Source organism: Salarchaeum sp. JOR-1 (assembly GCF_007833275.1).
GTDB lineage: Archaea > Halobacteriota > Halobacteria > Halobacteriales > Halobacteriaceae > Salarchaeum.
Window position 1 is genome coordinate 1,003,305 of sequence record NZ_CP042241.1, and the last position, 20,011, is coordinate 1,023,315.

The following is a 20,011-nucleotide window of genomic DNA, read 5'->3' on the forward strand; positions in this document are numbered from 1 at the left end:
ACAAGTAACTCGAATCGACATCGGCGTTCAACCCGAGATAGTCGAACGTATTCGTCTGATCCCGAATATCGGGCGTGTCACCTTCGCCGATGGGTCCTCCTCAAATTACTGATCACTTGGTGACGACTCCAGGCGAAGTCGCCGCCGTCCCGCGACGATCTTTGCGAGTTGGACTGCCCAGATACCGATGAGGAGGAGCCACCCGAGCCCGTGGAGATACGTCGCAAACGTCTGATCCTGAAAGAAAAACCCAAGCCCAACAGCCAGAACAGCGACGTTCCACGCGACGAGCGTCCACAGTGATATCCCTGCGGGAATTTCATCTACGGGGAGTAGATCGGTCGGGTTGGCTCGGTCTTTGAGGCCGAGAGCACCGTCGATCATGCAGGGGAGATTGCGGAAGTAGGCACGCAACCCGGCGAGTGCGATTGGCAGCGCCCAGCCGAGGAAGAAAAAGTGAAGCGCGCCCTGCTCGACCCACGTGCTCCGAATCCCGAGTGGAAGGCCAAACAAGAGGAACGGTGCGAACACGGCCGGTCCGAGAATCCAGATTTGTGCCGTCAGCAGCGTTCGGGCAATCGACGACCGAGTCCCTGATTGATAGGTCCGTGCGAGGTTGTAGAAGTACAGCACGAATCCAGTCCCATACAGGACGAGTCCCGGCATCGTGACCAGTCGCCCCATCCCGAGCCAGGGCCCGATAATGAGCGGGAAGATACCAGCGGCGAGGAGCCAGAATGAGGCGTTCTTGAGTCGGTCGCTATAGAGGTCGGTCTGTGTCAAGCGAGGCAGCAGGTTGTACAGGGTGCCGATGGCTGCGAGGCCGAGGAACCCCCATGCATTCGCGTGGACGTGCGCTTCACGAAGACCGTGCCACCCACCAGGAACTTGCCAGGGGTGACTGAACAACCCGATGGCATAGAGAATCCCGAACAGGAAGACGAATACCGAGAGCAGATAGAGACCAATCGTCGTATCCCACGCCTGCTCACCGTCGCTTTTCATGACCATAGCGACGAGCAGCAAGAATACGGCCAGCGTCGTGAACCAGATCAGCGCGAGGCCGACGTCAAAGGCGAGTGTCCTCCCATAGGCACGGCCGTACCAGAGAACGAGAAACCCGCCATTCAACGCGAGGAAGATACTCCTGAGTGTCCGCCTGGATGGGAGTGGTCGCCTGAGTTTCCTGGCTGTTAGCTGTGGGAGCATGCCGAACAGCACCTGCGTGAAGCCGCCGATCGTCACATAGTGAATGTGGCTCCAGGTCATCCAGCCGACGATCGGAACGAGATCGAACTCCATCAGGCCGCGGTACACGGCGAAGACGAGACCGACCCCGATAAACAACACACCGGCAGCATGAAACGGTGTGAACCGGAGTGGTTCTGCTGCGTCACTCGGTGACGATAAGATTTCGTTGGTGGACATCAAGGGAGAATACTTGTGAGAGTCCGTTATTCGTTTGCGCGAAGATGCGAGCCAGTTGCTAATATATTCGCACCTAGGGTTAACCGAGCCAGCCACCTATCACTCGATATCCGTCGATGCCACACGCGAAACTAACGATAGATGTCCCCGCGGAGACCTGGATCGGTGACGTCTCTGCGCAGCATCCGGATCTCCGCTTCGAAGTTGTCGCTGCGATGCCCGGTGAAGACACCGGGATCGCGCTGGTTCGACTTCGAACCGACGATCCGCTCTCCATCATTACTGAAATCCGGGAGCGAGCGGACATCGATGAATTAGAATTGCTCTGGAAATACGAGGACGAGGCGCTCTTGCAGATCGAATCATCGAACCCACTGCTGTTATTGCCTGTTTGGCGATCCGGGGTTCCGCTCACGACGCCGTTCGAGATTCAGGATCGACGAGCGACTTGGGAGATGATGACCTCGAACAGTCGGTTGTCCCGACTTCGTACACAGCTTGACGAGTTTGGAATCGGGTTCTCGATTGAGTTCGTTCGGGATGTCGGCGCGAGTCAGGCGGATCAGTTGCTGACAGACCGCCAGCAAGAAGTGTTGTTCACAGCGGCCGAGAACGGCTATTATCAGGCCCCACGCGAAGCGACGCTCGGGGACATTGCAGACACGCTCGATATTGCGAATGCGACGTGTAGCGACGTGTTACACCGAGCGGAAGGCCATATTATCCACTGGTTCATCGACGAACACATGAGAGTTGAGGTCGGGTAGTGAACGACACACGTTGAGCTGGTCTTCTCGGTGAATCCGCTTTTCGCCATCTACTTCGTTAGAGAATGAAGTCAAAACAGCGAGGTCCGACCCACCGGTATGCGGTTAGGGTTCATTGGGGGAATTACTTGTCTCGGTACGCACGGACGAACGCGCGACGCAAGACAGTCAGAAGCACGTACGTCTCGTATTTCTGCGTCCGGCAGTGTTCGCAGGGTTGCATCTCGGCCGTAATGTCGTCAATCACGTCCTCGTACTCCTCGGTCAGCGTTGCGAGTGCCGCCTCGATCTGGGGTTGGACTGAATCAGTCATCTCGTCGATCGCTGGCTCGGACGTCTCTGGGAGCGAGTAAGAGAGGACGATCGTGTTCGCTCCATAGTATTTCGTCGTGCCGCCTCGCCCCTCTTCGAATCGAACGACATCCACGAGCCCTGCGTCGCGGAGTTCATTGATATGATGACGGACGGTGTTCTCAGTCCGGTCGATCCCCCTGTCCGCGAGTTGTTCGTGAACCTCACCCGCGGTCAAGGCGGCATCCGCGAGGATGTCGAGGATCATCGCCCGCATCGGCTCATCGATTGCATCAGACACCCGCGTGTCGCGGACGGCAATGTCCTCGAGTTGGTGGCCAGAATCGAACGCACTCATGGATGAATTGAAGCCGTGCGCGGGATTAAGTATTGACGACCGGGTGCCATCTGCGAGCCGAACGTCATCGGGATTTGATGAGGATCAGCACCAGAATCCGTATTGTGGTTGGATTCGACGGTTGGACGCCAACCGTTTTAGCAGGAAGGCACCTCGGTTGAGATGTATCGACCGTTGAGTAGCTCGCATCGGTCGTGGTCAAAACTAACAGCCTATGCCACTCGCTCAACTCCTCGAACAGTACGTTAGCCTCGGCATTTTCGTCCTCGCCACAGGGCTTAGCATCCTCAGCTACCTCGCATGGCGACGCGAGCACGACCGGCGCATGCGGATCGTCACCGTCGGGTACGGGATGTTCGCTGTCTACGGACTCATCGTGTTCCTCGAACACCCCTTGCTACCATACTTGCCATACGCGACGCTGGAACTGCTCGAACACGGGAGTGCGATCCTCATCCTCGGGGGTTTACTGGCGTTTTTCGTCGCTCTGACGCGGGACTAAGCAATGTCTGACCCGGACCTCGAACTGGCTTCCCGGCGGGAAATCTACCAGCAGATAGCCGACACCCCGGGCATCCATTTCCGTGCGCTTCTCGATACTCTCGACTACGCACAAGGAACGCTCCAGTATCACCTCCGCCAGCTCGCCGACGAGAACCTCATCGAGGTCTCGGACGATGGGAAGTACACGCGGTACTATCCAGCTGCCGAGTTCGACGAAACCGACCAAGTCGTGATGAACGCGCTGCGGCGCGAATACAGCCGCCGCATCCTCGCGCACCTCCTCGTGGACGGTCCACTCTCGACGACCGAACTAAGCGATCGCCTCGACAAGGCCAAATCGACGGTCTCGTGGCACCTCTCGAATCTCGCTGACGCCGACCTCGTCACGAACGAACGCGACGGCCGGAGCGTCGTCTACGCCGTCAGCGACCCCGACCGAGTCAAATACCTGTACACGATCCACCGTCGGTCGTTCACCGACAAAGTCGTTGACCGCTTACTCGGCCTGTGGGAGAATTATTGACTTGTGGACGCGGCCGGTGCGATCCCCCGCAAGACGAATACGCGCAAGAGGAGGACGTAGACGAGAAACGCCACCGAGGGCCCCAGCACGGGACGAACGAGTCCCAGCAGATCGGTGCCGATTGCTGCCGCGTGAATCGTCCCAAAGGCGAACCCGGCGTATGCGAACGAGTGAACGACGCGCGGGCCCCACGGCCGCTGGAAGCGGTTTGCGTCGGTGAAGCCCAATACCGCCACGACGAGCATGAGGAGCGCGCCCACCCCGACGGCGATGCCACCAAGGAAGTACGTCATTGAGTACGCAGGCGCCGGGGCCTGCCCGGTGATGACGAACCATGTATCCAACACGCCGAGCCCTGCGTGGAGCAGCGTGACGATCATCGCGAACACCGAGACTTCGATGTGGACGCGTTGGGCAGCCTCGTGGAGCACACCGAACGACGCCGTATTGTAGAGAATACCCGTCAGTACTGCCAGGTATAGCGCTGGATACGCGACGAGGGCGGCCCCGCGATCGAGATACCAGATGATGGCCGACATTACGACGCCCCCGTCGTCGCCACGATGTCGGGACAGCCGTCCGCATCCTGGAAGCTATTCGTCGTCTCGGGCCGCGTCGGACACCGGTCCGTGGAATCGGTGATGCCGTCGCCGTCGTAATCGTCCGGTGCTTGTCGCGTCGAAACGACCTGGTTGACGAGGTCGTTCTGCTGTTCTTCGGTTGCCTGCGCAGCACGCACGTCCCCGACCTGCCACAGTACTGGGACCGCTGCGACGAGGACGACGATTGCGACGACCGTGATTCGTTGTTTATGCGTCCAAGACATGGGCGTCGAATCCGTTGGTCGGATGAAAGACACCGTCGTGAATGACGAGCGCTTCCACTCCGTCCCAGTCGTCTGCGAGCGTCTGTGCCTCGGCGAGGGGAAGGGCAGCCAGTGTCGTCGCAAGCGCGTCGGCCTCCATACAATCCCGTCGTGCGACAACAGTGACTGACTCGTGACGCGAGCCAAGCGACTCGGCTTGCGGGTTGTAGACGTGGTCGGTGCCGTTCCGTTCGCGGCGGTACTCACCGGACGTTGCGATGTGCCAGTCTGTCTCCAAGATTTTCAACGGCGTATCGTCGCCGTAAGGGCTCTCGATAGCGACCGGCCCCGACGGGGGAGACATGTCGCCGCCGCCACTGACGAATCCGCGTCGGCCGGGGCTGGCGAGTGTCTCTGCGGTTCGATCAACGATGTACCCTTTGGCGAGACCATTGAGATCGAGTGCGACATCAGTGGTGACTTGGTCGCCGTCGAGCTGGACTGTTCCGGTGTCGAACGTTTCCGGCAGCGAGTCGCTGTCGCCGCGCAGGAACGCTTTTAGGGCGTGTTCGACACGGCCCTGATGAATGTCGAAGACGCCATCCGTGCGGTCGAAGTATTCGAGTCCACGGCGGACGATCCGTGCGACGTGCCTGTTCGTGACCGTTCCCTCGTTGTTCAGCTGACTGACCGCACTCGTCGTCTCGAATGCGTTCAGTTGGCCTTCAAGCGAGTCAGCTGTCTCCCGCGCATCGGATACGGCAGCGTTAACCCGCAGTCCCGTAGCCTCAACGACGAACGTCGTATCGCAGCAGCTGAACTCACGGTGCGCGTCACCAACCCGCTCGTAGAGGTCAACGAGGGTTCCCATTCTGGGCTCACTCTTCCTCCTCGTGGTCTTCACCCTCTCCGTCGTCTTCGCCTTCGTCGTGGTCGTCCTCGTACTCCTCATGTTCGTCCTCCTCGTGCTCAGACTGCGTCTGGACTGCTGGCGTGAAGTCCTGGTTCGGGGTTGGAGCGTCGGCAGCAACCTGTTGAGGTGTATCTGCGTTCGTCGGTCCCGCTTGGCCTGCCTGTTCACCCGATTGTGTGAAACCAGTAAGTGGGCCAGCGAGGCCAACAGCAACGATCGCTGTAAGGAGCGCACCCACGAGGGTAAACGCGACAAGTTTGTTGGTTGGGACTGGAATCCGCATAATTACGTCCCCTCGGTTTCTGAGCCAGGACGGTTACGGTGGCGGTCGTTGATCCGAGCCATTACAGATGGAGGGAGGCAATCATCTAAGTAAGCCGTTCGCGTCTAATCCTCGAATCTTCGTACAGCTATCGAAGGGTTCGTGTTGAGAGAATCAACGCGTGGATAGATCCATAGACAGCAGACTGTGTCTGGGTGAATTCTGTAGCACGTACAAGAGATACTCCGCCAGCCTCGAGAATTCGGATTTTGACTCGTTGGTAGCGTGGAACGCCGATACAACGAAATGAGGGTAGCGAAATGGTTGAAGTATGGGCGCGATCGAGCTTGACGGGTTGACGAAGGATTACGGGGAGGTTCTCGCTAATGACGATATCTCGTTCACGGTCGAATCTGGCGAGATCTTCGGCTATCTTGGCCCGAACGGTGCGGGGAAGACAACGACGATACGGACGCTCCTCGGGCTTATCAAACCGACCGCAGGGACGGCACGGGTACTCGGGACTGATATTCGGGACCGCAAGGCCCTCATCGACGCGAAACACCGGATCGGTCACCTTTCGGACGATCAGGCGTTCGACGACCAAGCAACCGGGGCAGAGATTCTCGACCTCCATGCCGCCGTGAAAGGCGACGACCGACGAGCGGAACTGCTCGACCTGTTCGACCCGCCACTTGACCGGCAAGTTCGTGCTTATTCCAGCGGGAACGTCCAGAAGCTGGGGCTGGTGACGACGTTCATGCACGACCCGGATCTCGTCATTCTCGACGAGCCGACGGGTGGCCTCGACCCCCTCGTGAAACATCGATTCGCCGAATTCCTCCGGGCAGAACGGGACCGGGGCGTCACTGTGTTCTTCTCCTCGCACATCTTGAGCGAGGTTCGACGGCTCTGTGACCGCGTTGGCATCATTCGCAACGGTCAACTCGTCACTGTGGATCCAATCGACACGCTCCTGCGTCGGACTGGGAAAGTTGTCCGCATCAACAGCGCCGACCCGATCCCCATCGAGTTCGTCGATTTCGACGGCGTTCACGACCTCGAAACGAGCGTGTCGGACGACCAGCACGCCGACCCGGATCGGGAATTCACCGAGTGTACGTTTACGTTCACCGGCGACATCAACGAACTGCTCGCCAGGCTGCCCGACCACGAGATGGTCGATGTCTCGATTGAGGAAGCGCCGCTTGAAGATGTCTTTCTGCGGTTCTACGGGGGTGGCGAGGATGTTTGAATTCGCCCGATATGACGCCGCCAAGCGCCTCAAGGGAAGCGTGTACCTTGCCGTTGGGATGTCGCTGTTGGCCGCGTTCGCCGTCTGGGCATACCCCTCGTACAGCCGAGCAATGGATATGGCGCAACTTCGGGAAGCGTTTCCTGAACCGATGATTCAAGCGTTCAACATCCAGACAATGGCTTCACTCGAGGGGTTTCTTGCGGTTGAGCTGTATATGTTCGGCTGGGTCATTCTGCTAGGGTTGTACTTCGCGTACAGCGCAGCGAGTATCATTGCCGACGACATCGACCGCGGGCGGATGGATACCTTGCTGTCAATGCCGGTGTCGCGGCCGCGTATCGCGCTCGAACGGTTCGCCGCACTCGGCGTGCCGATCCTGACGGTGAATATCGTCACGGCGGTCGTCGTGCTCGTAAGTGCTGACCTCATCGGGGAGCCACTGTCCGTCGTTGATGTCGTCGCCCTCCATTTGCTATCAATTCCGTACTTGTTTGCCTGTGCGGGAGTTGGATTGCTTGCATCGGTGTTTTTCGACCGTGCGAGTATCGCCCAACGCGTCGCACTCGGCGTGACGTTCGGACTCTACCTCGTCGAATCGTTGCTGACGGGAACGGATTACGTGAGACTGGGAGCGATTGCGCCGATGCGGTACTTCGAACCGAACGAGGTCCTTCTTGACGGGACGTATGATCTCGTCGGCGCGGCTATCCTTCTTGGGATGATAGCGACACTCATCGCCGTCAGCCAACTGTGGTTCATCCGACGTGATATTTAATCAACGTAACTGCTTCTCGTGGCATCTTCCGGAAACTTCAACCTACGAAAACCACCTGCCGTACTGGAAGCCATCTATTTCCAGAAGCGCTAGACGAGCCGTTTGACCGCTCAAACGGGTTGTTTATCCATTCAAACATATCATCTAAAAAATACTTTAGTGGGTACGAGCACTACGTTGAATTGCAATGAGCGGCCGTGGTGAATCGCTAGACGTAGCGTGATTTCACGGTTTCACCGCCTGCTTGATGTTGTGAACCGCACACATCAGGACGAGCTCACGAAATTCACCGTACCAAGATCGCGCACGCACGGCGTCGCCGAGCGTGCGCTTGATCGTTGAGAAGACCGTCTCACACATCGCTCGTTGGCGGTAGCGAGGCCCATCGATCCGCGCGTTATGCGCGTGATCGATGGGCCGGAACTCACGATGCTTGATCAGCGGTCTCACGCCGTCTTCACGGAGTTTCTCGCGTAACTCCATCCAATCGTAGCCTTTGTCGGCGGCGAGGCTGGCGAGGTCGCCCGCGTTGCGGCGGGCGACCCGCCAGCCGAGCTGTGTGTCGTGACGTTTCTCAGTCGTACAGTGAACGTCCAGAATGGCGTGGCTTTCTGTGTCCACGAGAGCTGTTGCTTTGAGCGTCTGAACGCGGTAATTTGTCCGACGGCAGTAGTGTTTGCTGGCGTGTTCGCGGTCGAAAAACGTCGCGTCAATAGCGGCGTGTCCGCTCGGCTCGTGCAGCTGCGCCGAGAGGCGCAGCAGCACTCGCCAGAGTGCTGTCTTGATCCTGTCAAACCACTTTACTAGCGTGGAGTGATGCGGGAGATCGGCCGGTTCGAGGCCGATCTCCCCGAGAATATGTGGCATTTCGCTCAGCAGATCCAACGCCTCTCGGTAGGACTTCTCCAAGTAAACCCGAAGACAGTGGAGCGACACAACAGCGTAATCGGCGAAGCCGCCACCCCCTTCGGGGGCGGCGACTTCGCCTCGACCACCGACAGCATTTTTAGCTAACTGAACCGCTTTCTTCGTGAAGCGGGAAATCTTCGACATAGGCATCGGCGGTTTCCCGCTTCATTCCACTAGTTCTGACGGTCGAAGCCGACGCTGTCCAGCGATTCACCAGAGCCAAATTGTCCTGATGTTCGCCATCATCAACATAGAATCACTGTGTGAGCCGCTGTAACCGTGATTCAACACCTATTCAACAGAGCAATTTGTTCGGCATTCCTTCCACTGGAACAGCCGCTAAGTAGGACTGCGTATGTTGTTTACTCAGCTTCACCTACAATCGCTACTTGACGAATTATCTCAAGTTCGTCACCTCGCAATTCCCCCCAGTAAACCTCTCCATCTTCGTTTTCGAACAACTCTGACCTCCCACTCCCTAGACCAGTTGTGAACTCAACAACTGCGAAGTATTCCCAACCTTCGTTCTGTAGTCCACGAACATCTTGGTAGTCAGCCGATCGAATGGGAGCAACTTCCGAGACCTTCGCCTCCCAGAACGAGTTTTCTTCATCTTCGCCATCCCGACGAATCTGGAATTCGATTTCAGATTTGTCTCCGCTAGCGTACGGCTCTAAATCAATTAGAGAGTCCACTCTTGGTTCTACTCACCAGCTATGATTAGTGCTTCCATTGTACATAACGACCTCCGACAGAATATGTTGTCTGTTGAGGATTTTCACAGAGTCGTTGTCGAAGATGTGTTTGACACAGATGGTTTTTCACCCCTGACTTCCCCACAGCTTCAGGTGTAGGCGCGTTCCAGCTCGAGGAAGCTTCGCAACATATCGAACAATAGGATACAACCCATACCCCACTGTGCCTGGCGGTATCGGAGATGACCGTGAGCGATCTTATTCCGAACATTCTGTCCCGAGAGATCCGTGTATCGGTACCGCATATAGGTCATCCATGACTCGGCGACGTCACCTTCTAACTGGCCCAATAACCCGGTCATTGATCGAGGATGTAACTCGCCGGTGTCAGGATCAAGGCGGAGTGTGCTCTTTCCGTATTCTTCCATCTGGCTGCGGATTACCGCCTCAAGCTGGGCCATCCCGATATGGGTTGCCGCTGCCCCTCGGTTCTCGAAGAACGCGATCACAAAGTCGGATAGAAACGCGATTGTGTCAGCCCGCAACGTGTTACGTCGATTGAACAAAATGAAGAAATCACCCTCGTGAATCAATCCCCGGTTCACTAACCGGTAGATCAAATCTTGCAATACCTTGTGACTGTGCTGTACCGCGACCAAGTACAAATCTGACCAGTCACCACCTGATTCATCCTGTGAATACGATCCGCCTGACGACGTGATGGTCCTTGACTGCACAAGCTCGCGGAACGATACTCCTGGCCCACGATCCACCGGCTCCGAATCAGGAACCAATATATCGCGGTTGACCAGCCACTTAATCGCAAAACCAGTATGCCGTTCCTCTTTTAGCTCTTCAAATTGATCAATGATCGATTCAAGTGCGTTATCAAGCTCCTCAATCTCCTCGTCCGGTGGCTGATACGAAAATTCACCCATCTGATCAATACTCGCCCGGTTCGCCTTCCGGTGCTCCTGCTCCCACTCCGCCCGCGTCGCTTCATCAACCCACTCAACACACTCTTTGACAGCTTCGTGGGCCACTGATGCACGCACGGCATGCTGCCCGCCTTGAAGAAACGCCAGCTGTTCGTGATACGACTCAATAATTCCGTCCTTCGCCCTCTCCACCGATTGATCCGTCACTCGATTGACCTCCAGAATATGCCGCCAATATTTCCGACAAGTATCGTAGTCACGCTCTTCACGCGCTTCATCCGCCTGCTCCTCCAAGAAGGCAAGCAGATCATCAATGACAGTTGCAGGAATGGCCTCAGGATGTTCAACAACTAAATCGAGAATATCGAACGCCGGCCCGATAGCCAACTCATCCGTACGCCGAAGGAAAGCAATCGCTTCCTCAATCGTCGCTTCAAGGGCGTCATCGTGCTGGAGTTGCACCAGTAACTGTAACCACTCTTCTAGTACCGTTGCTGCTAACGGTTCCCAACTTTCTTCATCGGCGATTTCAAACCCCTCCTCCAGTTTCGTGACCGCTAGTTCTGCCCCATCACGATAGGTTTCATTTTCGACCCACCGTGACAACCCCACAATAGCAGTAAGAAACGGGTGATCACAATCTGCCTCACCGATCTCATCACGAATCTCCTCGGGTGAGCGACCCCACTCGTCACGCATCTCTCGCATCACCGTGGAGAACTGATAGCGGAACGTGGAATCATGCGGCCCGACCTCTAGTAACGATTCCAGTTCCTCCACCAATCGCATTCTATCCACAGAAGATCAACGAATCATTATAAAATATGGTTCACAGTCCTTGGTTTGAGTAACAGAGTACCACCCTACGCTGAACTGCCAGAGCGAGGCAATGTCGAAGGATTCGATGAGATGTGTTCGTACCCAGATTCAGCTAACGTCGCTACGTATGCGTGATCGATATCTCGCCCCGAGAGGTGGACGTAGCGTCCGGGGACACGTGACCCGCGTGCCCAGCCGAACCACTCACACATCTGCGCTTCTGTGAGATAGTTTGCGAGATACGTCGCGCGACTGTGTCTGAAATGGTGCGGGTTCACCGGCTTCTCGAGTAGATTATGCGGGAGTAGCTTCGCATACGAACTCCGGGAGCGGCGAATCCAGTTCGTCTCTTCCGGTTCTTCGCCGCCGTTCATCCATTTCCAGAGCTGCTTGATCGCTTGTTTGTACTCTATAACAGTAGCGTCCGTTGTGCCGCGGGTATACAGCCACGCAACGAGATCGACCAGGTCCTCCTTCTGGAGTTCGTCGAACCGTGCTTGACCGACCTGTTCTGCGAGGATCTTAAACCGAGACATGAGCTTCTGCTGTTGAGCGATACTGATGTCCGAGAGGATCATGTCGCGGTGATAGTCGTGGATGAGTTTCTTGTTCGCGGGGTGGATGCCCGACGATGCATCAATGTGTTCGAGCGTGCGGGCGACTGCGGCTTCGAAATCCATCGTCGGCATAAGAGATTCTGATAGGGCTCCAGCCGAGATAACCTGAGCGGCCCAGGATACCGATTATTTGGAGATCGGTTCACATACCTTCGACATAATCCGGCGGTTTCGAGGGGAAACCGCCGGGTTTCAGCGCTATTCAGCTAGTCGAAATCCGGTAAGTGCTCGCGGCGCTGCTGCATCTTCTGTTGGAGTGACCTTTTGTCGTAGCTGCGGTCGAGCACCGCCTGCGACACGTCCATCCTATCCGACACTACGCCGTCTGGCGTATCCTCACTCAGGAAGTGGGTAATCGCGCCACTTCGCACAGCGTGCGGACTCACTGAGTCCGGACACTTGCTGGCCGCATGCCGGATTTCTGTCGCCTCACATTCGTCGGGGTCGCGGCCGTGCGGGCACTCCCGGCCCGCCATGCAGGGACGCGACAGTTGGTACACGTGGTACCGGAACGTGTTGACGGTCATTCTGCCGAATTTCGTGGTTAGGAGTGGTTCACGGCCGTGGTCATCGGTGACGTCGTGCCGGTACGTCTCCACGTAGTCGTCGATCGTTGCGCACGCCGCGGCGGACAGCGCTATGTCACGCTCCCCGCCCTCGCCGTTCTTCAACGGCGTGTCGGTCTCTGGGCGGTGGCGGATGCTCGCGTACCCGGCCTGGGTGTGGACGTCATCCAGATCGAGCGCGCGGATTGAGCCGGTGCGCGCCCCGCTCTCCCAGAGTAGTCTGAGGATCGTATGCTGCGGGGTCGCGTACTCGTACTTATCTAGGAATTCGAGGATGTGCTGCGCGCGGTCCGGATGCAGGATCGCGTCACTGGACCGCTCGTCGGGTTCCAGGCGGGGTATGATGACACTCTCAGCGAGTCCATCCCGAACCGCGTCGATGGATTCGCAGAACCGCAGGAATACGCGGAGCGTATCCAGCTGGCTCTTCAGCGTCGTCTTCTTCACCTCCGACTTGCGACTCATCTTGTACCGCTGGAGATCCCGTCCGCTCAGCTCGTTCAGATTCTCGATGTCGTTCGCGTCGCACCATTCGACGAATCGTTCGACGCGATAGCCGTGCGACCGCAAGGTTGCATCGGAGACTTCGCCCCGTCGATTCTCTTGGAACAGCGCTTTGCCTTCCGCCGGAGTCAGTGGTTCGAGGTCGTCCATGGGTTCTAACTCGCTCCGGCTGGTACGAGTTAGTGCGCGCGGCGGCGCGGCCCGCGCCACACGGTCGGACGGCGCAGCACCGTGGTGGCCCGACCGCTCGGAAGCCCGGCACGGCGCGCGACCGCAGGGAGCGCGCCGCGCCCGGAACGTGGCAACCGGCACGGTTAGCGCCGGTGCCCCGTGGAAGCGGAAGCCCGCCCGAGCGGCCCGTTAGGGCCGCTCCGGCAGGAACCGACACCCGCGAAACCGAGTGGAGCGTGCCGGACAGAACGCCGGCCCACTTCCCGCATTTCTACACTCACGAGCGATGCGTCGGTTCGTTCGTCCGTCGTGTTTCGTGAGCGGTCTGTTTATCCGGGGTGGCGGCGGAGTGTGGGGTATGGATTCGGAGCTTTTGAGCGCGGACGCCGCGGTGGAGCGGCGGGACGAGGTCGTGGCGGCGGTGCGGGAGCACGCGGGCGAGCTCGCGCGGTCGCTCGCGCGCCTCGACGGCGGCGAGTACGGGCGGCGGTCGTTCCGGGTCGATGGTGGTGAGTGGACGGTGAAGTACGAGGACGGCGGCCTCGACTTCCTGCGGTTCGAGGGGACGGCGGGCCTCGACGTGTACGTCGTCTCCACCAAGCGCGACCCGGAGCCGGAGCCGCTGGCGCGCGCGATGGAGCACTACGGCGGTCTCGTGGCGTCCTTCAACGACTACGTGGCGTCGATGCGGGGGACGCTCGACGCGGTGTCCACGGCGTTCCCGGAGCCCGCGTCCACGAGCGATATCGTGGCGGAGCGCGACCGCATCGTCTCCGAGGTGCGGGACGTCGCAGACCGAATGGCGGGCGAACTCCACCGGTACGACGGCGGCGACTACGGGTCGTTCGCGTCCCGCGTGGCCGGCACGCGCTGGGAGCTCAAGTACGCGGAGGGCCGCGCGTCCTACCTGCGTGCGGGCGACGTGTACCTCGTCGGCCAGTACGGGCCGCCGTCCGCGCCGGACGTCCGCCAGCACGCGCCGGACGTGCCGCTGTTCGTGGAGGCGTACAACGACCACGTCCGGGAGTTGAGCGACTCGCTCGCCACCGTCGAGTTCTGACACCACAACCGCTTTCTCCCGCGTCCCCCTGCGACCGCCCATGAGCGACGACGACTTGGCGTGGACGACCCGCGAGCGAGCGGTCGCGTACTCGTGTCCCGGGTTCGACGTGGTGCGCGAGGACGTGACCCTCCCCGACGGCACGCAGACCGACTTCGACTACCTGAGCGAACCGCCCGCGGTCGTGGTGCTGCCGTTCACCGACGACGGCGAGGTCGTCGTCATCGAGGAGTGGCGGCAGGCGGTCGACCGCGTGAACCGCGGGCTTCCCGCGGGCGGCACCGAACCCGAGGACGCGGCCGACCTGGCGGCGGCGGCGCGCCGCGAACTCCGCGAGGAGACCGGCTACGAGGCCGACTCGCTGGAACCGCTCACCACCGTCGAACCGGCGAACGGGTACGCGGACTCCGTCCACCACCACTTCGTCGCGCGCGGCTGCACGCCAACCGGGGAGCAAGACCTCGACCACGACGAGACCATCCGCGTGGACACCGCGGAGTTCGACGACCTCGTCGCGGCCGCGGCGGCGGGCGACCTCCGCGACGCGCGCACGGTCGTCGGCGTCCTCACCTACCACGTCTCCTGAGCGAACGCCGCCCACGAGAGGTACTCCCCGAACCGCCGCGGCGTCCCGTACCGCTCGTCCGGGTCGGCCGCGAGCGCGGTCTCCACGACCGCCTGGAGGTCGTCGGAGACCGGACGGTCGACCCTGCTGTCGTCCACCCCGCGGTTCTCGGGCGGGCGGCCGGTGAGCGCGTGATGCGTGAGCGCGCCGAGGCGGTACACGTCGCCCGCCGGCGTCGGTTCGGCTTCGGGCGGCGCGTACGGGTCGTCGCGGTTCGGCCACGCGGCCGCCGCGAGCCCGCCGAACCCCACGTCCCGCACGTCCGCGCGGTCGCCGGTCACCGCGACCGTCGCGGGTCGCAGGAGGCCGTGCGGGCGGTCGAGCCGCGCCAGCGCGTCCGCCGCGCGCGACACGGCGCGGAGCGCGCGCTCTCGCTCCGCTCCGTCCGCGAGCGTCGCTTCGTACGGAACGGTCTCCACCCACGGCCGCGGGTCGAACCCCCACTCGCGGAGCGCGAGCACGCCCTCGGTGTCGCTCGCGGCCGCCCACGCCTCGCACGCCGCCCGGAACCCGGTCTCGTCCACGCCCCGGTATTCGGTTCGAATCCGTCCGCTCTCGACGCGCGCGGTCGTCCACTCGGCGGTTCGCTCGACGGTCTCGACGTGACCCGCGACCCGCCGTCGGTCGCGCCACCGCCGCACGCCCGCGGCGGCCGCGCCGACCGCGCCGAGTCCGCCGAGCGCCGCGAGCACGCCCGCGTTCCGCTCGCCCCAGCGCGCCGCCGCCGCGAACCCGCTCCACGGCGGGCTGACGGCGTGCAGTTCGAACGACTCGCCGTCCGCCGCCTCCGCGCCGACGTACGCGCGGCCGTCGCGCTCCACCGCGTACACGCCCCGGCCCGGCGTCTCGTACCGCCAGCGAACCAGGCCGTCCCGGAGCGACCGCGCCTCCACGCCGTCCGCGGTCGGCACGCGGAGTTCGCCCCGCGAGGCCGTGACGAGGCCGTAGCTGTACTCGAACGCGTCCTGCCAGCGCGCCCGCCCGTCCGCGACCACCGTCACCGTCCGCGCTCCCTCACTCTCGTTCCCCGTGAACACGAGGAGGGCGTCGTCGGTGACGCTCGCGCCCGCGGCGTCCGGCACGCTGTACCGCCACGCGACGCTCCCGTCCGCGCCGACCGCGACGAGTTCCGTCGCCCCGTCGCCGGTCGCCGTTCGGAGGAGCACGCGGTCGCCGATGGTTCCGACGGGCGACCCGGTGTCCCGCCACCACGCGACCGCGCCCGTGTCCACGTCCCACGCGACGAGGCGGCCGCGTCGCCCTGCGACGACGCGCCCGAGCGACTCGTGTTCGGTCGTCCACGCGACGTTCCCGTGACGCCAGCGCTCGGTGCCGTCCGCGACGCCGACGCCGACGAGGCCGTCCGCCGTTTCGAGCGCGACCGCCTCAGCCGTTCCCGCGGCGTACCCGGTCGCGTCCGCGACCCGCCACCGCCGGTCGCCCGACGCGATGTCCACCGCGACCACGCCCGCGTCCGTGACCGCGTACGCGGTTCCCGCCCCGGGGTCGACAGCGGTCTCTCGAACCACCGTCTCCCCCGGGTCGCCGAACGCCGCCGTCCACGCGACCGCGCCGCTCGCCGGGTCGACGCCCGTGAGCGCTCGCCGGTCTACGCCCTGCACGACGACGCGCTCGCCCACGCCGCGGGTCTGCCAGCCGATTGACCCCGGGTACGCCCACCGCTCGCCGCCGCGTCCGGGGTCGAGGCCGACGGCGCGCTCGCTGTCCGCGCCCCACACGGCCGTCACGAGCGTGTTCTCGGTGACGCGCGGCGGGTAGACGAGTCCGGGCGCGCGGTACGTCCAGTCGTGATGGAGGGCGGTTCCGGGGAGCGACCACGCGGGAGCGGTGGCGGCCGCGCCGAGGAACGCGCGTCGTGTCGCGGGCACACCCGTCACGTTCGCGCGCACCGACAAGAACGTTCGGCGATACACAACCCTCAATGCGAGCGCTCCCCGAAACCGGGTAATGAGAGACCACTTCGAGGTGCGCGCCCAGGACGCCGGGGGGCGCATCGGCGACCTCACCGTCCCCCGCGCGGGCGTGACGGTGGAGACGCCGACGCTGATGCCGGTGGTGAACCCGAACATCATCACCGTCGACCCCGCCCGCTTCCGCGAGTTCGGCGCGGAAATCCTCATCACGAACTCCTACATCATCAAGAACGACGACGACCTCCGGGAGCGCGCGCTCGACGAGGGCCTCCACGCGATGCTGGACTTCGACGGCGCGATCATGACCGACTCCGGGAGCTTCCAGCTCGCCGAGTACGGCGAAATCGACACCGACACCGAGGAGATTCTCGAGTTCCAGCACGCCATCGGGAGCGACATCGGGACGCCGGTGGACATCCCGACGCCGCCCGACGTGCCGCGCGAGCGCGCCGAAGAAGAACTCGAAGAAACCCAGCGCCGCCTCGAACTCGCGGAGACGGTGGAGACGGGCGAGATGCTCGTGAACGCGCCCGTCCAGGGCTCCACGCACCCCGGCCTCCGCGAGGAGGCGGGCCGGCACGCCGAACACACCAGCCTCGACGTGTTCCCCGTCGGCGCCGTCGTTCCGCTGCTGAACGACTACCGGTACGGCGAGATGGCGGACACCGTCGCCGCCGCGAAACGCGGCCTCGGCCGGGACGCGCCCGTCCACCTGTTCGGCGCGGGCCACCCCATGATGTTCGCGTTGGCCGCCGCGCTCGGCTGCGACCTCTTCGACTCCGCCGCGTACGCGCTCTACGCCCGCGACGGCCGCTACCTCACCGTCCACGGCACCGAACACCTCGACTCCCTCCAGTACTTCCCCTGCGGCTGTCCCGTCTGCACCGACCACGCGCCCGCGGACGTCCAGCGGATGCCCGACGCCGCCCAGGAGGAACTGCTCGCCGAGCACAACCTCCACGTCTCCTTCACCGAGTTGCGGAGAGTGAAGCAGGCGATTCGACAGGGGAGCCTGCTCGAACTCGTCGAGGCCCGCGCGCACGCCCACCCCCGCGTGCTCGACGGCTACCGCGCGTTCCTCGACCACGCCGGCCAGTACGAGCAATCGGATCCGGTGAGCAAGGACACGTTCTACTACACGTCCCCGGAGTCCGCGCGCCGACCCGAGGTCGTCCGGCACCGCGACCGCCTCGACCGCTTCGACCTCCCCGACACCGTGCTCCTCGCGGAGTCCGGGACGGACGACGACTTCGACGAGACGTGGCGCGTCCGCCCGCCGCTCGGCCCGTACCCGCGCGAACTCGCCACCAGCTACCCCTTCACCGCCGAAGTCCCGGAGCGCATGGACGACGCCGGCTACGAGGCCGCCGCGAAGGGCGTCTCTCGACTCGTCGCGCTCAACCCCGACACCGAGTTCACGCTCGCCCACCGCGACTGGCCGGCGCGCGCGCTCGACTACGTGCCGCCCCGCGTGGAACTGGTGAACCTCGAAACGGGACACACTACTGACTCCGGCGCGGAGGACGACGCATGACCGACTACTTCGAGGTGCACGAGCGGGATTCGGCCGCTCGCCTCGGCGAACTCCGACTCGCGGAGTCCCTCGCGACGCCCGCGCTCGTCGACGACGTCGTGGCGGACGCGGGCAGCGAGTGGTTCCAGAGCCAGCCGTTCCCCGAGGGCGACGACTCCCGGCTGACGATCCTCCCCTACCGCGGGTTTCCCTCGGGGACGCGCGAGGAAGTCCAGGAGTCGTTCGCGCCCGACTACCCGGACGTGGAGTATCCGAGCGCGGCCGTCGTCACGCCCCGCACAGCGGCGGACTACGGCGCGGACGCCTACGTCTTATCGAACGCGCCCGGGTTCGTCGGGCACGCGAGCGCGTTCGCGAACGCCGTCGTCGAGGCGAAAGACCGCCTCCCCGCGGACAGCGCGCTCTACCTCTCCGGCGTCGCCACGCCCGCGAACGCCGCCGTCCTCGCGTACGCCGGCGTCGACCTCCTCGACGGCCACCGCGCCGCCGTCTACGGCACCCAGGGCAAATACCTCACCACCGACGGCGAGCACGAACTCGCCGACCTGGACGACCTCCCCTGCGCGTGCCCGGCCTGCCAGCGACCGCGCGAGGAGTTCGGCCGCGAGGACTGCAAGGAACACAACCTCAACGCGCTGCGCGCCGAACTCGCGCGCGTCCGCACCCGCATCCGCCAGGGCCGCCTCCGCGACTACGTCGAGGGGCAGGCGCGCCACGAGGCCTGGCTCACCGCCGCGTTCCGCGAACTCGACCAGGAGTGGGGCTACCTCGAAGCGCGCACGCCCGTGCAGCGCGACACTCTCCTGCTCGCCGCGTCCGAGGACACGCTCCGCCGCGTGGAGATTCAGCGGTTCGCCGACCGCGTCACCTCTCGGTACGTGAATCGGTACGGCGACGACCGCCCGCTCCTCCTCGTGCCGTGTAGCGCGCGCAAGCCCTACAGTGACAGTCAGAGCCACCGCCAGTTCCAGGACGCCGCGCAGTACCGCGCGCACGTCGTCTCCATGACCTCGCCCATCGGCGTCGTCCCGCAAGACCTCGAACTCACGTATCCCGCCCAGCACTACGACTCCGTCGTCACCGGCCGCTGGAGCGAGGACGAGAAGGAGTTCGTCGCGCGCGTCCTCCGGCGCTACCTCGAACGCACGGACTACCCGCGCGTCATCGCGCACGTCCCGCCCGAGGGCTACCGGGACATCGTGGAGCGCGTCGAGGCCGACATCGATATCCCGGTCGAGTACACGGTCGAAGACCACCCGACCACCGGCGAGAGCCTCGCGAACCTCCGGGACGCGCTCGCCGGCGAAGACCAGATCTGGGTGTCCGAACGCGAGGAACGCACGCTGCGCGCGGTCGCGGACTACCAGTTCGGCCGCGGCGCGGGCGACAACCTCCTCGGCGACATCCAGGTGCAGGGCCGCTATCCCAAACTCCAGGCGCTCGACGCCGAGGGCGAGCAGCTCGCCGCGCTCGTCCCCCAGTACGGCCTGCTCTCCCTCACGCTCCGCGGCGCGCGCCGCTGGGTGGACTCCGACGTGGAGACGAAGACCGTCGAAATCGACGACTTCGTGCCGCGCGGCTCCGTGCTCGCGCCCGGCATCGTGACCGCGGACGACGACATCCGCGTCGGCGACGAAGTCGTCGTCGAGGGGCCGAGCGCGTTCGCCGTCGGGAAAGCCGAGATGCGTGGTCAGGAAATGGCGGAGAGCACGCGCGGCATCGCGGTAGACGTGCGGCACTCAGAAGAACGCTAAC

At 62.6% G+C, this 20,011-nt stretch carries 21 protein-coding genes; 9 read left to right on the top strand and 12 right to left on the bottom strand.

Features of this window, described 5'->3' with window-relative positions; translation table 11 throughout:
• Positions 1 to 105: 105 nt before the first annotated feature.
• The gene (locus FQU85_RS06270; protein ID WP_145845775.1) at positions 106 to 1,428 is read right to left on the bottom strand and encodes a cbb3-type cytochrome c oxidase subunit I; all 1,323 of its coding nucleotides are present in this window, start codon (positions 1,426 to 1,428) and stop codon (positions 106 to 108) included.
• 116 nt (positions 1,429 to 1,544) lie between these two features.
• Between FQU85_RS06270 and FQU85_RS06275 the strand changes: the two genes are divergently transcribed.
• Positions 1,545 to 2,195: a helix-turn-helix domain-containing protein gene (locus FQU85_RS06275; RefSeq protein WP_145845780.1), complete on the top strand. Its 651-nt coding sequence runs from the start codon at positions 1,545 to 1,547 to the stop codon at positions 2,193 to 2,195.
• A gap of 124 nt (positions 2,196 to 2,319) precedes the next feature.
• On the opposite strand, the gene FQU85_RS06280 is transcribed toward FQU85_RS06275, so the two are convergent.
• The gene (locus tag FQU85_RS06280) at positions 2,320 to 2,844 is read right to left on the bottom strand and encodes a helix-turn-helix domain-containing protein (protein ID WP_145845784.1); all 525 of its coding nucleotides are present in this window, start codon (positions 2,842 to 2,844) and stop codon (positions 2,320 to 2,322) included.
• A 214-nt stretch (positions 2,845 to 3,058) separates the two neighbouring features.
• On the opposite strand from FQU85_RS06280, the gene FQU85_RS06285 reads away from it, so the two are divergent.
• Both FQU85_RS06285 and FQU85_RS06290 read left to right on the top strand, forming a co-directional pair.
• Positions 3,059 to 3,346, top strand: a complete 288-nt coding sequence (locus tag FQU85_RS06285) for a hypothetical protein (protein WP_145845786.1) — start codon at positions 3,059 to 3,061, stop codon at positions 3,344 to 3,346.
• A 3-nt stretch (positions 3,347 to 3,349) separates the two neighbouring features.
• The gene (locus tag FQU85_RS06290) at positions 3,350 to 3,871 is read left to right on the top strand and encodes a metalloregulator ArsR/SmtB family transcription factor (RefSeq protein WP_145845788.1); all 522 of its coding nucleotides are present in this window, start codon (positions 3,350 to 3,352) and stop codon (positions 3,869 to 3,871) included.
• Here the strand turns inward: FQU85_RS06290 and FQU85_RS06295 are convergent.
• The 4 genes from FQU85_RS06295 to FQU85_RS06310 are packed head-to-tail and all read right to left on the bottom strand — an operon-like array spanning position 3,865 to position 5,872.
• The gene (locus FQU85_RS06295) at positions 3,865 to 4,410 is read right to left on the bottom strand and encodes a hypothetical protein (protein ID WP_145845790.1); all 546 of its coding nucleotides are present in this window, start codon (positions 4,408 to 4,410) and stop codon (positions 3,865 to 3,867) included. The two genes, FQU85_RS06290 and FQU85_RS06295, sit on opposite strands and share 7 nt — an antisense overlap.
• Entirely contained in the window at positions 4,410 to 4,697 is a 288-nt protein-coding gene (locus tag FQU85_RS06300) for a hypothetical protein (RefSeq protein ID WP_145845793.1), read from the bottom strand. Before FQU85_RS06300 ends, FQU85_RS06295 begins: the two co-directional genes overlap by 1 nt.
• Positions 4,681 to 5,547 (bottom strand): FAD:protein FMN transferase, encoded by an 867-nt coding sequence (locus FQU85_RS06305; protein WP_145845795.1) that lies wholly within the window; start codon positions 5,545 to 5,547, stop codon positions 4,681 to 4,683. Before FQU85_RS06305 ends, FQU85_RS06300 begins: the two co-directional genes overlap by 17 nt.
• A 7-nt stretch (positions 5,548 to 5,554) precedes the next feature.
• Entirely contained in the window at positions 5,555 to 5,872 is a 318-nt protein-coding gene (locus FQU85_RS06310) for a hypothetical protein (protein WP_145845797.1), read from the bottom strand.
• A gap of 310 nt (positions 5,873 to 6,182) precedes the next feature.
• On the opposite strand from FQU85_RS06310, the gene FQU85_RS06315 reads away from it, so the two are divergent.
• Both FQU85_RS06315 and FQU85_RS06320 read left to right on the top strand, forming a co-directional pair.
• Positions 6,183 to 7,106 carry an ABC transporter ATP-binding protein gene (locus tag FQU85_RS06315; protein ID WP_145845800.1) on the top strand — a complete coding sequence of 308 codons (924 nt, stop codon included), beginning with the start codon at positions 6,183 to 6,185 and terminating at the stop codon, positions 7,104 to 7,106.
• Positions 7,099 to 7,884 carry an ABC transporter permease subunit gene (locus FQU85_RS06320; protein ID WP_145845802.1) on the top strand — a complete coding sequence of 262 codons (786 nt, stop codon included), beginning with the start codon at positions 7,099 to 7,101 and terminating at the stop codon, positions 7,882 to 7,884. The genes FQU85_RS06315 and FQU85_RS06320 overlap by 8 nt, the downstream gene beginning before the upstream one ends.
• Before the next feature lie 225 nt (positions 7,885 to 8,109).
• Here the strand turns inward: FQU85_RS06320 and FQU85_RS06325 are convergent, their stop codons facing one another.
• From FQU85_RS06325 to FQU85_RS06345, 5 genes are all read right to left on the bottom strand, one after another.
• Positions 8,110 to 8,937, bottom strand: coding sequence for an IS5 family transposase (locus FQU85_RS06325; protein WP_145843649.1), 828 nt, complete (start codon positions 8,935 to 8,937; stop codon positions 8,110 to 8,112).
• 218 nt (positions 8,938 to 9,155) lie between these two features.
• A complete protein-coding gene (locus tag FQU85_RS06330; protein ID WP_145845805.1) occupies positions 9,156 to 9,488 on the bottom strand; it encodes a hypothetical protein in 333 nt (110 codons plus the stop codon).
• Positions 9,489 to 9,637: 149 nt separating this feature from the next.
• Positions 9,638 to 11,206: a DUF4209 domain-containing protein gene (locus tag FQU85_RS06335; RefSeq protein ID WP_168219943.1), complete on the bottom strand. Its 1,569-nt coding sequence runs from the start codon at positions 11,204 to 11,206 to the stop codon at positions 9,638 to 9,640.
• An 83-nt stretch (positions 11,207 to 11,289) separates the two neighbouring features.
• Complete coding sequence (locus tag FQU85_RS06340; RefSeq protein ID WP_240792460.1) at positions 11,290 to 11,925, bottom strand: hypothetical protein; 636 nt, start codon at positions 11,923 to 11,925, stop codon at positions 11,290 to 11,292.
• 143 nt (positions 11,926 to 12,068) lie between these two features.
• On the bottom strand, positions 12,069 to 13,082 hold the full coding sequence (locus FQU85_RS06345) for a site-specific integrase (protein WP_145845814.1): 1,014 nt from the start codon (positions 13,080 to 13,082) through the stop codon (positions 12,069 to 12,071).
• Positions 13,083 to 13,461: 379 nt separating this feature from the next.
• Between FQU85_RS06345 and FQU85_RS06350 the strand changes: the two genes are divergently transcribed.
• Positions 13,462 to 14,163 carry a hypothetical protein gene (locus FQU85_RS06350; RefSeq protein WP_145845817.1) on the top strand — a complete coding sequence of 234 codons (702 nt, stop codon included), beginning with the start codon at positions 13,462 to 13,464 and terminating at the stop codon, positions 14,161 to 14,163.
• 40 nt (positions 14,164 to 14,203) lie between these two features.
• Complete coding sequence (locus FQU85_RS06355) at positions 14,204 to 14,749, top strand: NUDIX hydrolase (protein ID WP_145845819.1); 546 nt, start codon at positions 14,204 to 14,206, stop codon at positions 14,747 to 14,749.
• Here the strand turns inward: FQU85_RS06355 and FQU85_RS06360 are convergent.
• Complete coding sequence (locus FQU85_RS06360; protein WP_168219944.1) at positions 14,734 to 16,677, bottom strand: PQQ-binding-like beta-propeller repeat protein; 1,944 nt, start codon at positions 16,675 to 16,677, stop codon at positions 14,734 to 14,736. The two genes, FQU85_RS06355 and FQU85_RS06360, sit on opposite strands and share 16 nt — an antisense overlap.
• Positions 16,678 to 16,756: 79 nt before the next feature.
• Here FQU85_RS06360 and tgtA point away from each other — a divergent pair, with 79 nt between their 5' ends.
• Together tgtA and arcS are read left to right on the top strand one after the other, a co-directional pair.
• Positions 16,757 to 18,256 carry a tRNA guanosine(15) transglycosylase TgtA gene (gene tgtA, locus FQU85_RS06365; RefSeq protein ID WP_145845823.1) on the top strand — a complete coding sequence of 500 codons (1,500 nt, stop codon included), beginning with the start codon at positions 16,757 to 16,759 and terminating at the stop codon, positions 18,254 to 18,256.
• Positions 18,253 to 20,010, top strand: coding sequence for an archaeosine synthase subunit alpha (gene arcS, locus FQU85_RS06370; protein WP_145845826.1), 1,758 nt, complete (start codon positions 18,253 to 18,255; stop codon positions 20,008 to 20,010). Before tgtA ends, arcS begins: the two co-directional genes overlap by 4 nt.
• Position 20,011: the final 1 nt, after the last annotated feature.

What these genes read in the sequence shown, in the direction of transcription:
- FQU85_RS06270 (WP_145845775.1), bottom strand. Translation starts at nt 1,428, where the DNA reads ATGTCCACCAACGAAATCTTATCGTCACCGAGTGACGCAGCAGAACCA.
- FQU85_RS06275 (WP_145845780.1), top strand. Translation starts at nt 1,545, where the DNA reads ATGCCACACGCGAAACTAACGATAGATGTCCCCGCGGAGACCTGGATC.
- FQU85_RS06280 (WP_145845784.1), bottom strand. Translation starts at nt 2,844, where the DNA reads ATGAGTGCGTTCGATTCTGGCCACCAACTCGAGGACATTGCCGTCCGC.
- FQU85_RS06285 (WP_145845786.1), top strand. Translation starts at nt 3,059, where the DNA reads ATGCCACTCGCTCAACTCCTCGAACAGTACGTTAGCCTCGGCATTTTC.
- FQU85_RS06290 (WP_145845788.1), top strand. Translation starts at nt 3,350, where the DNA reads ATGTCTGACCCGGACCTCGAACTGGCTTCCCGGCGGGAAATCTACCAG.
- FQU85_RS06295 (WP_145845790.1), bottom strand. Translation starts at nt 4,410, where the DNA reads ATGTCGGCCATCATCTGGTATCTCGATCGCGGGGCCGCCCTCGTCGCG.
- FQU85_RS06300 (WP_145845793.1), bottom strand. Translation starts at nt 4,697, where the DNA reads ATGTCTTGGACGCATAAACAACGAATCACGGTCGTCGCAATCGTCGTC.
- FQU85_RS06305 (WP_145845795.1), bottom strand. Translation starts at nt 5,547, where the DNA reads ATGGGAACCCTCGTTGACCTCTACGAGCGGGTTGGTGACGCGCACCGT.
- FQU85_RS06310 (WP_145845797.1), bottom strand. Translation starts at nt 5,872, where the DNA reads ATGCGGATTCCAGTCCCAACCAACAAACTTGTCGCGTTTACCCTCGTG.
- FQU85_RS06315 (WP_145845800.1), top strand. Translation starts at nt 6,183, where the DNA reads ATGGGCGCGATCGAGCTTGACGGGTTGACGAAGGATTACGGGGAGGTT.
- FQU85_RS06320 (WP_145845802.1), top strand. Translation starts at nt 7,099, where the DNA reads ATGTTTGAATTCGCCCGATATGACGCCGCCAAGCGCCTCAAGGGAAGC.
- FQU85_RS06325 (WP_145843649.1), bottom strand. Translation starts at nt 8,937, where the DNA reads ATGTCGAAGATTTCCCGCTTCACGAAGAAAGCGGTTCAGTTAGCTAAA.
- FQU85_RS06340 (WP_240792460.1), bottom strand. Translation starts at nt 11,925, where the DNA reads ATGGATTTCGAAGCCGCAGTCGCCCGCACGCTCGAACACATTGATGCA.
- FQU85_RS06345 (WP_145845814.1), bottom strand. Translation starts at nt 13,082, where the DNA reads ATGGACGACCTCGAACCACTGACTCCGGCGGAAGGCAAAGCGCTGTTC.
- FQU85_RS06350 (WP_145845817.1), top strand. Translation starts at nt 13,462, where the DNA reads ATGGATTCGGAGCTTTTGAGCGCGGACGCCGCGGTGGAGCGGCGGGAC.
- FQU85_RS06355 (WP_145845819.1), top strand. Translation starts at nt 14,204, where the DNA reads ATGAGCGACGACGACTTGGCGTGGACGACCCGCGAGCGAGCGGTCGCG.
- tgtA (WP_145845823.1), top strand. Translation starts at nt 16,757, where the DNA reads ATGAGAGACCACTTCGAGGTGCGCGCCCAGGACGCCGGGGGGCGCATC.
- arcS (WP_145845826.1), top strand. Translation starts at nt 18,253, where the DNA reads ATGACCGACTACTTCGAGGTGCACGAGCGGGATTCGGCCGCTCGCCTC.